10 protein-coding genes are annotated in these 14239 nt (G+C 64.4%); 4 read left to right on the forward strand and 6 right to left on the reverse strand.

Going from position 1 to position 14239, the window contains the following annotated elements:
• The first annotated feature begins 11 nt into the window (after positions 1–11).
• The 4 genes from porD to HNP98_RS00690 all read left to right on the forward strand — a co-directional run bounded on the left by porD (position 12) and on the right by HNP98_RS00690 (position 4955).
• Entirely contained in the window at positions 12–935 is a 924-nt protein-coding gene (gene porD, locus HNP98_RS00675; RefSeq protein ID WP_173808118.1) for a type IX secretion system protein PorD, read from the forward strand.
• 184 nt (positions 936–1119) lie between these two features.
• Entirely contained in the window at positions 1120–2793 is a 1674-nt protein-coding gene (gene recN, locus HNP98_RS00680; RefSeq protein ID WP_173808119.1) for a DNA repair protein RecN, read from the forward strand.
• A gap of 132 nt (positions 2794–2925) precedes the next feature.
• Positions 2926–3747 carry an enoyl-ACP reductase FabI gene (locus HNP98_RS00685; RefSeq protein ID WP_173808120.1) on the forward strand — a complete coding sequence of 274 codons (822 nt, stop codon included), beginning with the start codon at positions 2926–2928 and terminating at the stop codon, positions 3745–3747.
• Between the two features lie 350 nt (positions 3748–4097).
• Complete coding sequence (locus HNP98_RS00690) at positions 4098–4955, forward strand: COG4315 family predicted lipoprotein (protein ID WP_173808121.1); 858 nt, start codon at positions 4098–4100, stop codon at positions 4953–4955.
• Between the two features lie 112 nt (positions 4956–5067).
• On the opposite strand, the gene HNP98_RS00695 is transcribed toward HNP98_RS00690, so the two are convergent.
• The 6 genes from HNP98_RS00695 to HNP98_RS00720 all read right to left on the reverse strand — a co-directional run bounded on the left by HNP98_RS00695 (position 5068) and on the right by HNP98_RS00720 (position 14184).
• The gene (locus HNP98_RS00695) at positions 5068–6078 is read right to left on the reverse strand and encodes a Brp/Blh family beta-carotene 15,15'-dioxygenase (RefSeq protein WP_173808122.1); all 1011 of its coding nucleotides are present in this window, start codon (positions 6076–6078) and stop codon (positions 5068–5070) included.
• A gap of 93 nt (positions 6079–6171) precedes the next feature.
• The gene (locus HNP98_RS00700) at positions 6172–6966 is read right to left on the reverse strand and encodes a bacteriorhodopsin-like (protein ID WP_173808123.1); all 795 of its coding nucleotides are present in this window, start codon (positions 6964–6966) and stop codon (positions 6172–6174) included.
• Positions 6967–7096: 130 nt separating this feature from the next.
• Positions 7097–8035: a D-2-hydroxyacid dehydrogenase gene (locus HNP98_RS00705; RefSeq protein WP_173808124.1), complete on the reverse strand. Its 939-nt coding sequence runs from the start codon at positions 8033–8035 to the stop codon at positions 7097–7099.
• A gap of 236 nt (positions 8036–8271) precedes the next feature.
• On the reverse strand, positions 8272–11514 hold the full coding sequence (locus HNP98_RS00710; RefSeq protein WP_173808125.1) for an efflux RND transporter permease subunit: 3243 nt from the start codon (positions 11512–11514) through the stop codon (positions 8272–8274).
• Between the two features lie 94 nt (positions 11515–11608).
• Positions 11609–12739 carry an efflux RND transporter periplasmic adaptor subunit gene (locus HNP98_RS00715; RefSeq protein WP_173808126.1) on the reverse strand — a complete coding sequence of 377 codons (1131 nt, stop codon included), beginning with the start codon at positions 12737–12739 and terminating at the stop codon, positions 11609–11611.
• A gap of 23 nt (positions 12740–12762) precedes the next feature.
• On the reverse strand, positions 12763–14184 hold the full coding sequence (locus tag HNP98_RS00720; protein ID WP_173808127.1) for a TolC family protein: 1422 nt from the start codon (positions 14182–14184) through the stop codon (positions 12763–12765).
• Between the last annotated feature and the right edge of the window lie 55 nt (positions 14185–14239).

Below are 14239 nucleotides of genomic sequence, written 5' to 3' on the forward strand. Positions count from 1 at the left end.
TTGTTTTGACTATGCGAAATATCATTGGTTTGCTCGCGCTGCTGCTGTTGGCCCTGGCCGGGCCCGCTGCCCGGGCCCAGGAGCTGAACTGCACCGTGTCGGTGTCGGTGGGCCCCGGCGTGGTCATCACCGACCAAAGCATCCGGGCCAACATGGAGCGCGACATCCAGGCCTTCCTCAACACGCGCGCCTGGACCAGCCAGACCTACCAGCCCCGCGAGCGCATCAACTGCCGGATGTTCGTCGTAATTACGGGGGCCACGTCGCCGGTATACCAGGCCACCATGCGGCTGATTTCAACCCGCCCCATCTACGGCACGGGCTACGAAACCAACGTCATCAGCATCGTCGACAAGAGCTTTAATTTTAACTACCCGCCCACGAACTCGCTGGACTTTTCGCCCAACAGCTTCGTTTCCAACCTCTCGTCGCTGCTGGGCTTCTACGCCAACATCGTCATCGGGCTCGACCGCGACACGTTTGGCCGCCTCGGGGGCACCGCTAACTACGAACAGGCCCGCGTCATCACCCTGTATTCGGCTTCGCAGAGTGGCAGCGAGGCCGTCGACGAAAGCTGGAAAGACACCGGGGGCTCGCGCAGCCGCTACCAGCTGCTCAACAACCTCACCGACCCGCAGCTCCAGCCCTTCCGCGCCGGCCTCTACGCCTACTACCGGCAGGGCATGGACATCTTTATTGAGAAGCCCGACGAAGCCCGCGTGGCCGTGCTGGGGGCCCTCACGGGCATTCAGCAGGTGGCCGCGCTGCGCGTGAGCGAGCCGATTTTCCGGTATTTTTTCGACGCCAAGGCGGATGAGATTGCCAACATCTTCCGCACCAGCCAGGACGCTAACCAGAAGCAGCAGCTGGTGAACATGCTGACCAATATCGACGCTACTAACTCGGCGAAGTACCAGGCCATCCTCACCCGCTGAAATCGCAGATTATGCGGATTCATTTGGGATTACGCTGATTATTTTAGCATAAATTCTTTTTGTTGGCCTTCGTCGAAGGATACCAAATCAGTCGATTTAGAATTATTTATTAAAATAAAATCAGTAGCCGCGCCATTAAATTAATCTACGAAATCTGCGGTTAAATCCGCACAATCTGCGATTCATGTTAGTCGATTTACGTATTCAGAATTACGCCCTGATTGAGTCGCTGGAGCTGCGGCCGTCGCCGCTGCTCAATATTATTACCGGCGAGACGGGCGCGGGCAAGTCCATTATGCTGGGGGCCATCGGGCTGCTGCTGGGCAACCGGGCCGACGGCAAGATGCTGTTTGACACGGCGCAGAAGTGCGTGATTGAGGGGCAGTTCGACATTGCCAGCTACCAGCTCCAGGACATTTTCGAGGCCGAGGACCTGGACTACGACGCGCAGTGCATCCTGCGGCGCGAAATAAGCCCCACGGGCAAGTCGCGGGCGTTTGTGAACGACACGCCGGTGACGCTGGAGGCGCTGCGGAAAATCGGGGCCAACCTGATGGACATCCACTCGCAGCACGACACGCTGCTGCTCGGCGACACGGTGTTTCAGCTCAACCTGCTCGACCTCTACGCCGGGCTGGTGCCGCAGCGCACCCACTACAGCAACGCCTTCCGGCAGTACCGCAAGCTGGAGGCCGAGCTGAAAACCCTGGAGGACCAGGCCACCCAGGCCAACGCGCTGCTCGACTACAACAGCTTTTTGCTGAACGAGCTGGAAGAGGCCAGCCTCGACGACGAGGACCAGGAGGCCCTGGAGCAGGAGGTGAAGCAGCTCGAGCACGCCGAGGAAATCAAGTACAAGCTGAGCCAGGCCCTGCACGGGCTGCGCGACAGCGAAAGCTGCGCCACCGGCACCATGAAGGACGCCTCGATGCTGCTGGGCCAGGTGTCGGCCTACGCCGACAACTTCCGCGAGCTGCGCCAGCGCCTGGAAAGCTGCCTGATTGAGCTGCACGACATCGCCGACGAGGTGGAAACCGCCGAGCGCCGCACCGAGGGCGACCCTGCCCGCGCCGAGGAATTACAGGAGCGCCTGAACGTGCTCTACACCTTGCAGCGCAAGCACTCGGTGCGCGAGCTGGGGGCCCTGCTGGCCGTGCGCGACGAGCTGCGCCAGAAAGTGGGCAATGTGCTGAACCTGGACAAGCAAATCAGCAAGGTGCGCAAGGACGTGGAAGCCGCCCTGACCTCGGTAATCAAGCAGGCGGCCAAGCTCTCGGAGAGCCGGCGCAAGTCGTTCCCAAACTTTGAGCGCGAGCTGCGCGAACTGGTGGCCGACCTCGGGATGCCCAACGCCCGCATCGTGGTGGACCACCGCGCCGGGGCCCCCGCCGCCAGCGGCACCGACGTGGTGAACATCCTCTTCACGGCCAACAAGGGGGCCCAGCCCCAGACGCTGAGCAAGGCCGCGTCGGGCGGCGAGTTCTCGCGCCTGATGCTATGCGTGAAGTACATGCTGGCCGACAAGACGGCCCTGCCCACGATAGTGTTCGACGAAATCGACACCGGCATCAGCGGGGAGATTGCCGTGAAGGTGGGCCGCATGATGCAGCAAATGGCCCGCAAGCACCAGCTGGTGGCCATTTCGCACCTGCCCCAGATGGCGGCGGCCGGCGACGCCCACTACTTCGTGTACAAGGAAGACCGCGCCGACCGCACCGTGAGCCGCATCCGCCAGCTCGGCGAAGACGACCGCATCCGGGAAATTGCCCACATGATTGCCGGGGCCAAGCCCAGCGAGAACGCCCTGCAAAGCGCCCGCGAGCTGCTGGCCCTGCGCGGCGAGGCCATGGCGGGGTAGCAAGGGATGGGTGCGTGAAATAGTGAATGAATGAAAAGGTAAGTGGCTAACTTGCCGCCCTGAACCGAATGGCGAAAGAAAGGGCCGGGCTGCTTTTTCATTCACCCATTCACCCATTCACCCATTCACCCCATGTCCAACAACCTGCTCGCCGGCAAAGTCGGCATTATTTCCGGTGCTCTTGACGAGCGCTCCATTGCCTGGAAAGTGGCCCTCAAGGCCCACGAACAAGGGGCCCGCTTCGTGCTCACCAACGCGCCGCTGGCCATGCGCCTGGGCGAAATAAACGGCCTGGCGGAGCAGTGCGGGGCCACGATTATTCCGGCCGATGCTACGTCGATGGAAGACCTGGAGAAGCTGTTCAGCGGGGCCCAGGAGCAGCTCGGCGGCAAGCTCGATTTCGTGCTGCACAGCATCGGGATGAGCAACAACATCCGCAAGGGCAAGGCCTACGGCGACCTGAACTACGAGTGGTTCCAGAAGACGATTGACGTGTCGGCCATGTCGCTGCACAAGATGCTGGCCGTGGCCGAAAAGCAGGACGCCTTCAACGAGTGGGGCAGCGTGGTGGCCCTGAGCTACATCGCCGCCCAGCGTGCCTTCCTCGACTACACCGACATGACGCAGGCCAAGGCCATGCTCGAAAGCATTGCCCGCAGCTACGGCCAGCGCCTGGGCAAGCTCAAGAAAGTGCGCGTGAATACCCTGTCGCAGTCGCCGACCAAAACCTCGGCCGGCACCGGCATCAGCGGCTTCGACGCCTTTTACGACTTCGCCGACAAGATGTCGCCCCTGGGCAACGCCCCCGCCGAGGCCTGCGCCGACTTCTGCATCGCGCTGTTTTCGGACCTCACGCGCTACGTGACCATGCAAAACCTGATGCACGACGGCGGCTTCAGCACCACCGGCATCTCGCAGGAAATGGCCGATTTGATGGTAAAAGCGAATTCGTAGCGGGTTAAATTATTTTGCTCAAGGCCCGGCCGCTTCCTGCGGCCGGGCTTTTTTGTGCCCACCGGAGCCGGCCGGCACCCTGCGTGCCCCGTGCGCCGCCGGGCGCTTGCAGAAGGCCGTTGGCCGAACAAACGCTGCGCTTTAGCGAAAATGTGCATCGGGTGAAGGCTTCGTGCGCAACTATTGTAAGTGCATAGGGATGAGAAAGCTAAGTATTGTGCTTAGCTAAGAAACAATGTTTTTCTTCCTCTTTATCCTGAATTCGGATAAACTGCTTTTGGTGGTCCCGGACGACGGCCTGGCTTAAATTCCTTGTTTTTTTATTCTCATCCTTTTTTCACTTTACCAGCATGACCACAACTATACCATTCGCTTTTCTTAAACGCTGGCCGGCCGTAGCGGCGGCCAGCTTCTTGCTGGCTGCCGCGCTCGGTAGCTGCAAAAAGAATGAGGAGAACACCACGCCGCCCACCGTTATGCTGACCAGCAACGCCGCGCTGGGGTCTTTTCTGACCGATGGGCGGAACAACACGCTTTACTACTACACGCCGGACGTCATCGGCACCAACGCCTGCACCGGCGGCTGTGCCGACGAGTGGCCGATCTTTTTTGCGGCCTCTGTGCAAGTGGGCCCCGGTCTGAACGCCGCCGACTTCACCACCGGGCGCACGGCCAGCGGCCGCAACCAAACGTTCTACAAGGGCTGGCCGCTGTATTATTTTGCCCCCGAAGTAAAGGGCGTCAACGTGCGCGAAGAGCCGGGCCAGGTGCTCGGCGAAGGCGACGACGACCAGTGGTACGTGGCCCGGCCCGATTACACGGCCATGGTGGCCGAGAATACCGTGACGGATAAGAGCACGAGCAAGGCCAGCATCGAACGGTATTTGATCGACCCGCAGGGGCGCACGCTTTACACCTACGGCAAAGACAAGCGCCTGCCGGCCTCGCAAACCACCAATTGCCAGGGCGGCTGCGTCGAGGCCCGGCCGGTGTTCTACAGTGCCACCATAACGGTGCCTTCGGCCTTGAAGAGCAGCGATTTCGGCACCATCACGCGCACCGACGGCCCCAACGGCAGCAAGCGGCTGCAAACCACCTACAAAGGCAACCCGCTCTACTACTACACGCCCGACAACGCGGTGCGCGGCAAAGCAGAAGGCAACGGCTACACCGATGGCACCGACCAGTGGATAGTGGCCGCCCCGTGATACCACCCGAGCAGTAAATAGAAAAGCCTGGCCGCAACTGCGGCCAGGCTTTTTCGTGGAGCAAACAACCCAACATTGACCCTGGAATTCCCCGCTGCCCGCACGGCGGCCGCTACGGCGTAGCACGCGGGCCGTGCCAGCGGGGGGCGTCCATCACCAGGGTTACGAGTAAGGCGTGGGGCAGCGTGACGATGGAGGCCACCACCAGCGCCAGGCTGAACCAGGCGGCCCCGTTGGGCAGGTGGGGGGCCAGCAGGCGGCCCAGCAGCAGCAGCGCCGCGCAGCTGAGCAGCAGCAGCGGGGCCGCCCGGCGCAGAAAAAACCCCAGCTGCGGCCACAGGGCTGGCCCGGTGCGCGGGCTGCCCGGTGCCGGGGCGTACCCCAACCAGCTGGTTAGGCGCAGCACGTGCTGCAAGCTGTGCCAGAACACAAAATACACGCCCACCGACAGCTGCGGGGGCAGCGCCAGCAGCAAGCCCACCAGCACCGCCACCTCGAACACTTCGGTGCGCAGCAGGGCCCACTGGTGCCGGTAGGCGTAGCAGGCCCACAGCGCCAGGTGGCCGCCCACCACCAGCAGGCCCAGGCCGCCCGCCCCCGCGGCAAACGTGGCCCCGGCCACGGCGGGAGCCCCGGCAAAGGCCAACAGCCCGTTCACGATGCCAGCCGTGGCGGTGGGCCACCACCAAGCCGGCACCGCAAAAAGGAGCAGGCCCCGCAACAAGCTGTGCGTTAGCCACAACACCGTAGATGCCCGGGGGCCGTCCAGCGTGTCAGCCGAACCCCAGTGCCACACCGTGAGCAGGAAAAAGCCCGCTACCGTTGCCACCGGCCAGCCCCACCACAGGGCCCCCACCAGGCCCGCCAGCCCCAGGTAGCCGGCCAGAAACACCAGCCAGTAGCGCCAGCCGCCGGCGCGGGGCTGGCCGGCGGGCACCACCAATTGGTCGCAGGCCCCGTGGGCCACGCCCAGCACCACCATGCCCACGGCCAGCGGTGGCCCCAGCAGCGCCCACGCCGCGCCCGGAAAGGCCGCGCCCACGCCGGCCAGCGTCAGCACGGCCGCGTAGGAGTAGCGCCGCTGGGGCCAATCGGAGGCAGAGGAAGGGTCGGGGGCAGGCATGGTAAAACGGTTAGAAGCCAAAACAGGCCGTTGCCCGGCAGAAAAGCGGAGCAACGGCCTGTCGAACGGGGCCGCGTAGGAGCGGCCGGCAATTTAGGCCATAACCGTTTCTTTGGCCCCGGCCCCCACGCCTTGCTGCGGGTGGGCCTGTACCACCGACTCGCTACGGGCAATGCTGTACACGACCAGGCCAAAACCGATTTTGTTGACGGCGTCGCCGAGGTTGTATATCAAGTCGAGGCTGCTCGTCTTTAACAAGTTGAGGCCGTCGGGGCCGAGTAAGCCGCCGGGCATAGCCATGTAGCCGATGGGGTAAATGGCCCAGCCGACGAAGATGAACCACGACAAGTAGCGCACCCCTTTCTGCACGGCGCGCGAATCGGACTTGGCCGCCAACTGCGCAATCTCACCGTACCAGGCCGAGTACAGGATGTAGAGGTAGCCCAGCGTGGACAGTGCTCCCCACAGGTTCGAGTGAAACTTGGAGCCGTCGGTGAAGGCTTCGCCGATGTAGCCGCACACGAGCATGAACACCGCCGCGATGACCAGCTTCCAAAGCAGGCCAATTTTGGCCCCCGCGGAGCGCACCAGCAGGTAAAACTCGATGACCATCAGCGGCACGGTCAGCGTCCAGTCGATGTAGCGCAGGGCCACGGGCGTCGAGTGGGTGCTGATGTAGTAGTCGCGCATGTAGTAGTAGTGCACGGCCGCGATGCCGGTAATCATGCCCGAAATCAGAAGCGAGGTTTTCCACTTATCGGCCACAGTGCTGCGCTCGAAAAGAAAAAATACCGACGCGGCCGCCATGGCCATGTAACCCGTAAAAAACGTGAAGGCAACCGGGTCGTCAACCGGAATTTTCATGACATCGAGGAGGATGGTCTGCATGGCGGTTAGGAGTTTGGTGTGAAAGTATACTATATCAATAGTCAGCCCCCCATTAATGTTTGACAATCGAATGCGAAAGATTTAAAAAACTATTTTTCGGGCAAGCACATCAGTCGTGGAGGCTTCTTGCTCAGTAGCCGCGGCTCAAATCCACCAGGTTTTCCAAAGGTTCGCCAGCCTGGAAGCGGGCAAGGTTGGCCAAGAACACATCCACCTTGCCTTCGTCTTCGTGGGGCTGGCCGCCGGCGGTGTGCTGGGTGAGCAGCACGTTGGGCAAGGCCCACAGGGGGCTGTCGGGCGGCAGGGGTTCGGTGGCCGTCACGTCGAGCACGGCCCCGCCGAGGCGGCCGGTTTGCAGGGCCGCCAGCAGGGCGGGCTCGTCGGTGGTGTTGCCGCGGCCCACGCTGGCGTAGAGGCTGCCGGGGGCCATCGCGGCCACCAGCTCGGCCGAAAAAAAGCCCTCGGCGCTGCCGGGCAGGGTGTTGATTACGATGTCGGCCGCGGGCAGGGCCCCCAGCAGGTCCTGCCTGGTGCGCAGCTCGGCGCTGGGGTTGGTGCGGGCCAGCAGTTGCACCGGGCAGCCGAAGCCGCCCAGCTGCTGCCGCAGGGCCCGCGCAATGGCCCCGGCCCCGAGCACCACCACGCGCTTGCCGCGCAGCAGGCCCGCCCGGTTGCGCACGAAGGCCCCGCCCACCCAGCGCCGCTCGGCCTGGAACGCGGCCAGCGCGGGCAGGTGCCGGTACAGGGCCAGCAGGCCCGCCACCACGGTTTCGGCGCAGGGCCAGGCAAAGAAGTCGCCCACGTTGGCCACCGGAATGCGCAGCTTCAGCTGGCGGTAGCGCTCAAAGCCGGCCGAATCTATTTGCCAGAAGCGTAGGCTGGGCGGGGCCCCCGCCGCCAGCCAGGCCGGCGGCACGTTGCCGAGCAGGGCCTCGGCCTGCCCGAAGGCGGCGGGCGGGTGGTCGGTGGGCTGGTGGTCCTGAAAAGCTACCTCGTGGCCCGCCGGCAGGCGCTGGTGCAGATAGGCGTGGGCGGCGGGGCTCAGGGGCGAGTAAACGAAGAGGCGCATGTACGAAGATGGTTGAGGTCAAAAAAGCAGTGGGCTGAAATGGGGTGGTCCGGCAAATTGTCCGAAGGGCTGCGTCGGGCCACTTTTACCAAACAGCGGCTTCGGGGTATTGCCAGAGGGGCCCGACGACGGAAAAAGTCGCCGGACCACCCCGTTCTGGATCATCACTAAAAAGAGAACGTCGTGCCCGGAAGACCGTTGCACGACGTTCAATTGCTTGTTCAGCGGGGGCGGGGCTAAGTCGGGGCAACGGTGCCTTCGGCCGGGGCCGCGCCGGCCTGGGGGGCTTCGTCGTCCTTTTTGGGGCCGCCGTGCGCCTCGTCGGGCTTGTAGCTTTTCTCCAGCTCGGCCAGCTTTTCTTTGCCGTAGGCGAAGCGGGTGATGATGACGTAGAGCACCGGCACGATGAAAATGCCCAGGCCCGTGGCCGCCAGCATGCCGCCGAACACCGTCCAGCCCAGGGTTTGGCGGCTCTGGGCCCCCGCGCCGGAGGCGAACACCAGCGGCAGAATGCCCAGGATGAAGGCCAGCGAGGTCATGATGATGGGGCGCAGGCGCAGGCGCACGGCCTCCAGGGTAGCCTCCACCAGGGGCATGCCCTTGTCGACCCGTTCCTTGGCGAACTCGATGATCAGGATGGCGTTCTTGGCCGACAAGCCAATCAGGGTGAGCATCCCGATTTGGGCGTACACGTTGTTGGTGAGCTTGGGCAGGAAAAACAGCGCCAGGATGGCCCCGAAAATGCCCACCGGCACCGCCAGCAGCACCGCGAACGGCACCGACCAGCTCTCGTAGAGCGCCGCCAAAAACAGGAACACGAACACGATGGACAGCGCAAACACGTAAATCGTCTGGCCGCCGGCCAGCAGCTCTTCGCGGCTCAGGCCCGAAAACTCGTAGCCGTAGCCCTGGGGCAGGTTCTGGGCCGCCGTTTCCTGCAAGGCCTTGATGGCGTCGCCGGAGCTGTAGCCCGGGGCCGGGTTGCCGTTGACTTCCGCCGCCCGGAACAGGTTGTAGTGCGAGATGAGCGGGGCGCTTTCGGTGCGCTTGTAGGTGGTGAGGGTGCTCAGGGGCACCATGCCGCCGGCCCCGTTGCGCACGTAGTAGTGGCCCAGGTCGGTGATGTCGGCGCGGTAGCCCGAGTCGGCCTGGGCCACCACCCGGAACGTGCGCCCGTAGAGGGTGAAGTCGTTGATGTAGGCGCTGCCCAGGTAGGTGCGCAGGGCGGTGCCCACGTCGGCGATGGACACGCCCAGCTTCTTGGCCCGCAGGCGGTCGATGTCGAGCTGGTAGCCCGGCGTGCTGGCCGTGAAGAAGGAGAAGCTCGACGCAATTTCCGGCCGCTTGCGCAGGGCCCCCAGGAAGCTCTGCAGGTTGCGGTCGAAGGTTCGGATGTCGCCGCCGGCCTCGCGCTCCTGGAAGATGAACGAGAAGCCGCCCGTGTTGCCCAGGCCCGGGATGGCGGGCGGCGAAATCACCACCGTGGTGGCCTCCTTGAAGCGGGCAAACTTGGCCTGGAGGCTGGCCATCAGGCCGTTCAGCTGCAAATCTTTGTCGGTGCGGTCGTCCCAGGGGTCGAGCTGGCAGAAGATGGTGCCGGAGTTCGATTTGGAGGAGAAGTTCACCGCGTTCAGGCCCCCGAGGGCGGCGAAGTGCGCGATGCCCTTGGTGTGCTTTAGCTCCTGCATCATCTGCTGGAGCACGGCCACGGTACGGCCCGTGGAGGCCCCCTCGGGCAGGTTGAAGGTGATGAAAATGCGGCCCTCGTCCTCGGTGGGCAAAAAGCCGCTGGGCTTGCCGCGGAACAGCAGCCCGGCCCCGGCCACGATGCAGACCAGGATGATGACCACGAAGCGCGAGTGCTTGAGGCCGCGCTGCACCCCGTGGCCGTAGTGCTCCGTCACGCGGCCAAACCAGTCGTTGAACTTCTTGAAGCCCTTGCCCACGAAGCCCGTCGGCTCCTCGTCGGCCTGGTGGGGCTTGAGCAGCAGCACGCACAGGGCCGGGGTGAGGGAGAGGGCCACGAAGGCCGAAATCAGCACCGAGATGGCGATGGTGATGGCAAACTGCTGGTACAAGCGCCCCGTGATGCCCGGAATGAAGCCCACCGGCACGAACACCGCCGCCAGCACCAGGGCAATGGCAATAACCGGGGCCGAAATCTCGCGCATGGCCTCCAGGGTGGCGTCGAGCACGTTCAGGCCGCGCTCGTTCATGTTCACTTCCACGGCCTCCACCACCACGATGGCGTCATCAACCACGATGCCGATGGCCAGCACAAAGCCGAAGAGCGTCAGGGTGTTGATGGTAAATCCCAGGGGAATGAAGGCAATGAACGCGCCGACGATGGACACCGGAATGGCCAGCACCGGGATGAGCGTGGAGCGCCAGTTTTGCAGGAAGATGAACACCACGATGACCACCAGCAGCAGGGCCTCCAGCAGCGTTTCCACCACTTCCTTAATGGACACCTGCACCACGCTCGCCGACTCGAAGGGCACGACGTAGGCGAGGTCGGCCGGGAATTGCTTTTTCAGCTCGTCCATCGTGGCCAGCACGTTGTCGTAGGTGGCCAGGGCGTTGGCCCCGGGGGCCTGGTACACGAGCAGGTAGGCGGCGCGCTTGCCGTCCACGTAGGAGTTGTTGGAGTAGTTGAACTTGCCTAGCTCCAGGCGGGCCACGTCCTTGAGGTAGACCAGGGCCCCGTCCTGGGGCCGGGTTTTCACCACCACGTCGCCGAACTGCGCCAGCGTCACCAGGCGGCCCTGCACCGTCACGATGTACTCGAACGGCTGCCCGTGCTCGGCCGGCGGGGCCCCGATGGAGCCGGCCGCAATCTGGGCGTTCTGCTCGGCCAGGGCCGCCGAGATGTCGCCGGCCGTCACGCCCAGCTCGGCCAGCTTGTCGGGCTTCAGCCAGATGCGCATCGAAAAGTCGTCGGCCCGGCTCACGATGTCGCCCACGCCCTTGGTGCGCAGCAGCGCGTCCTTGATGAACACGTTGGCGTAGTTGTCGAGGAAGGTCGTGTTGTGGCTGCCCTTGGGGGCGTACATGGCCACCAGCATCAGGATGCTCGGGTTGCGCTTGCGCACGGTCAGGCCCAGGCGCTGCACGTCCTGCGGCAGGGTGGGGGTAGCGATGCCCACGCGGTTCTGCACGTCGAGGGCGGCGATGTTGATGTCGGTGCCCACGTCGAAGTTCACCGTCATGGCCATCTGCCCGTTGCTGGTGCTGTTGCTCTGCAGGTAGGTCATGCCGGGGGTACCGTTCACCTGCACCTCCACGGGCGTGGCCACGGTCTGCTCCACGGTCTGGGCGTCGGCCCCGATGTAGGTGCCGCTCACCGACACCGTGGGCGGCGTAATCTCGGGGTACTGCCCGATGGGCAGGCTCCGCATGGCCAGGAGGCCCACCAGCACAATCACCACCGAAGCGACGATGGCCAGGACGGGCCGGCGGATAAAGGTTTCTGCAATCATGTTTTTAAGCTATTAGCCATTAGCTGTTAGCTAATAGCTTTGTAAAAAGCCGGCACAACGGAGCTAACAGCTAACAGCTATCAGCTAACGGCTATTATTTGGCCACCGCCGCGCCCGGGGCACTGATCTTAATTTTGCCACCGTCGCGCAGCTTCTGCACGCCCTCGGTCACGATTTTATCGCCCGCCTTGATGCCGTTGAGCACCACCACCTGGTCTGCGAGGCGGGGGCCCAGCTGCACCTTGCGCTGGCTGGCGCTGTCGCCGGCGGCCACGTACACGAAGTTTTCGCCCATCTGCTCCACCACGGCTTGGTTGGGAATCACCAGGTGGTTGCCCGATTGGGTGTTGAGCACTTTAACCACACCGCTCAGGCCGTCCTTCAGCTCGCGCCGGGGGTTAGCAAACTGCAACCGCACGGTGATGGTGCCGGTCTGGGCGTCCACGCCCCGGGCAATGGCCCGGATTTTCCCGGGTTGGCCGTAAGGCTGGCCGCCGGGCAGCACGAAGCGCAGGGTGGAGTCGCCCGCGCCGCCGGCCCGGTTTTGCAGGGCCGTGAAGCGGGGGATGTCGGTTTCCGTCACCACGAAGTCCACCCCGATGGGGTTCTCGCTCGAAATCGTGTTCAGCACCGTGGTGCCGGCGCTCACCTGGGTGCCCAGGCGCACCTGCGAGATGCCGATGCGCCCCGCGAACGGGGCCCGGATGGTGGCAAAGCCCAGGTTGGTGCGGGCGATGGCCACGGCGGCCTGGGCGGCGGCCACCTGGCTGCCGGCCGTGGCGGCGGTGGTCACGGCGGTTTCGGCCACCTGGCGGGCAATGGCGTCCTGCTGGAGCAGCCGCTGGTAGCGGGTCTGGTTGATGTTGGCGTTCTGGGCCGAGGCCCGGGCGCTGGCCAGGCCGGCCAGCGCCTGCTGGTAGGCGGCCTGGAACTGGCTCTTGTCGATTTGGTACAGGACCTTGCCCTTCGGCACCAGCTCGCCCTCCTTAAAGGAGAGGGCCGTGATAAAGCCCGTCACCTGCGAGCGCACCTCCACGCTTTGCAGGGCCACCGCCGTGGCGGGGTACGTGTCGTAATACACGGCGTCGGTGGTGCGGGCGGCCACCACGCTCACGGGAACGGGCGGCGGGGCGGCGTTCTTCTTCTGGTCGGCGTCTTTTTTGCCGCACGCGGCCCCGGCCACGAGGCCCAGGGCGGCGCACAGGGCCAGGTATTTGCTAGTCATGGGGCGGAAGCGAAACGGAAACATTAATAATTGACGGGCAGCGTGCCCTGGGTGCGCAGCAGCTCCACCTTGTAGCCCAGCACCTGAAACAGGGCGCTGTAGTAGGTGAGCTGCGAGGTGCGCAGGGTGGTTTGGGCAATGAGCAGGTCGAGGTAGGCCTTCACGCCCTCGTGGTACTGCAAATCGACGACGTGGTACACTTCCTTCGACAGCTCCAGGTTGCGCTTGCCGATGACGTAATCGGCGTAGTAGCCCTTGTAGTTGGCCAGGGCCGTGGCGTACTCGGTCGTAATCTGGTTGCGGGTGCTGAGCAAATCCTGGTCGATGCGCTCGTCCTGGATGCGGGCCCGCTTCAGGTTCTGGGTGCGGCGGAAGCCCGTGAAAATGGGCAGCGCCGCCTGCAGCCCGGCGTAGGAGTTGGGAAACCGCTGGCTGAACTGGTCGCTGAAGCTGTTGCTCTGGTACACCGAGTTGTAGTTGCCAAAGGCCGCGAGCGAGGGCAGGAAGCCCAGCCGGTAATAGTCGATGGTGAGGTGCTGCAACGACTTCTGCGTGAGCACCTGCTGGTACTCGATGCGGTTGCCGGGGTCGAGGTGTTCGAGGGTGTCCACCACGGCGTCCTGCTCCAGGCGCAGCGTGTCGTACTGCAGCTTGATGGGCCGGCTGGCCGGCACGCCCATGAGCTGCTGCAAGTAGGCCGTTTTGGCGTTCACGGCTTCCAGGGCCTGCTTGCGGCCGGCCACGGAGTTGTTGAGCGAAATCTCGGCCTGGAGGTAGTCCGTTTTGTCGGCCGCGCCGGCGTCGTAGCGGGCGCGGGCGTCCTTCAGGTTGCGTTGCAGCCGCGTGATGTCTTCCTGGTACACGTCGAGCTGGCGCTGCGAGAGCAACACGTCATAAAACGCCTTGCTCACGTCCGACACCGTGCCGATGCGGGTGTAGGCCGTGTTCTGGCCGGCGGCCAGGCGCGTGTAGCGGGCCCCGCGGGCGGCCAGGTTCACGTCGTTGTTATAAAGCACCTGGGTGCCCGAGAGGCCCACCGTCGTCACGTTGCTCAGGCCCAGCTGGCGCGGGGTGAGGATGCCGGTGGTAGCGTCGGGGAAAAACGTATACGGCAACCCGAAGTAGTGCTGGGCGTTGGCGGTGAGCCCGATTTGCGGCAGCCACGCCGCCCGCGCAATGCGGATGTCGGCTTCGTTGCTGGCCTCGTCGAGGCGGGCCTGGCGCACCAGCGGCTGGTTCACCAAGGCGTAGCCCAGGCACTGGTCGAGGGTGAGGGGCCCGGCGGGCAGGGCCGGTTGGGCGGTGCCCGGCTGGGTGGGCGGGGGGGCGGTTTGGGCCGGGGCAGAGGCCCGGTCCTGGGCCCCCGCCAGGGCCGGCCCCAGGCAGCACGCCAGCAAGGCCAACCGCCGGCCCCAGCCCCGCGCCACGTAGTAGGTAGATGTCATAAGTGATTGTAACCGGCATGGTCCGGTAAATGTTTGCCCGGCCGCCGTGGGCCGC

Origin of the sequence: Hymenobacter caeli (genome assembly GCF_013294115.1) — a bacterium.
Taxonomy (GTDB): domain Bacteria; phylum Bacteroidota; class Bacteroidia; order Cytophagales; family Hymenobacteraceae; genus Hymenobacter; species Hymenobacter caeli.

Bases quoted from the DNA above. Each gene is read 5' to 3' on its own strand.
- porD (WP_173808118.1), top strand. From the start codon at position 12: ATGCGAAATATCATTGGTTTGCTCGCGCTGCTGCTGTTGGCCCTGGCC.
- recN (WP_173808119.1), top strand. From the start codon at position 1,120: ATGTTAGTCGATTTACGTATTCAGAATTACGCCCTGATTGAGTCGCTG.
- HNP98_RS00685 (WP_173808120.1), top strand. From the start codon at position 2,926: ATGTCCAACAACCTGCTCGCCGGCAAAGTCGGCATTATTTCCGGTGCT.
- HNP98_RS00690 (WP_173808121.1), top strand. From the start codon at position 4,098: ATGACCACAACTATACCATTCGCTTTTCTTAAACGCTGGCCGGCCGTA.
- HNP98_RS00695 (WP_173808122.1), bottom strand. From the start codon at position 6,078: ATGCCTGCCCCCGACCCTTCCTCTGCCTCCGATTGGCCCCAGCGGCGC.
- HNP98_RS00700 (WP_173808123.1), bottom strand. From the start codon at position 6,966: ATGCAGACCATCCTCCTCGATGTCATGAAAATTCCGGTTGACGACCCG.
- HNP98_RS00705 (WP_173808124.1), bottom strand. From the start codon at position 8,035: ATGCGCCTCTTCGTTTACTCGCCCCTGAGCCCCGCCGCCCACGCCTAT.
- HNP98_RS00710 (WP_173808125.1), bottom strand. From the start codon at position 11,514: ATGATTGCAGAAACCTTTATCCGCCGGCCCGTCCTGGCCATCGTCGCT.
- HNP98_RS00715 (WP_173808126.1), bottom strand. From the start codon at position 12,739: ATGACTAGCAAATACCTGGCCCTGTGCGCCGCCCTGGGCCTCGTGGCC.
- HNP98_RS00720 (WP_173808127.1), bottom strand. From the start codon at position 14,184: ATGACATCTACCTACTACGTGGCGCGGGGCTGGGGCCGGCGGTTGGCC.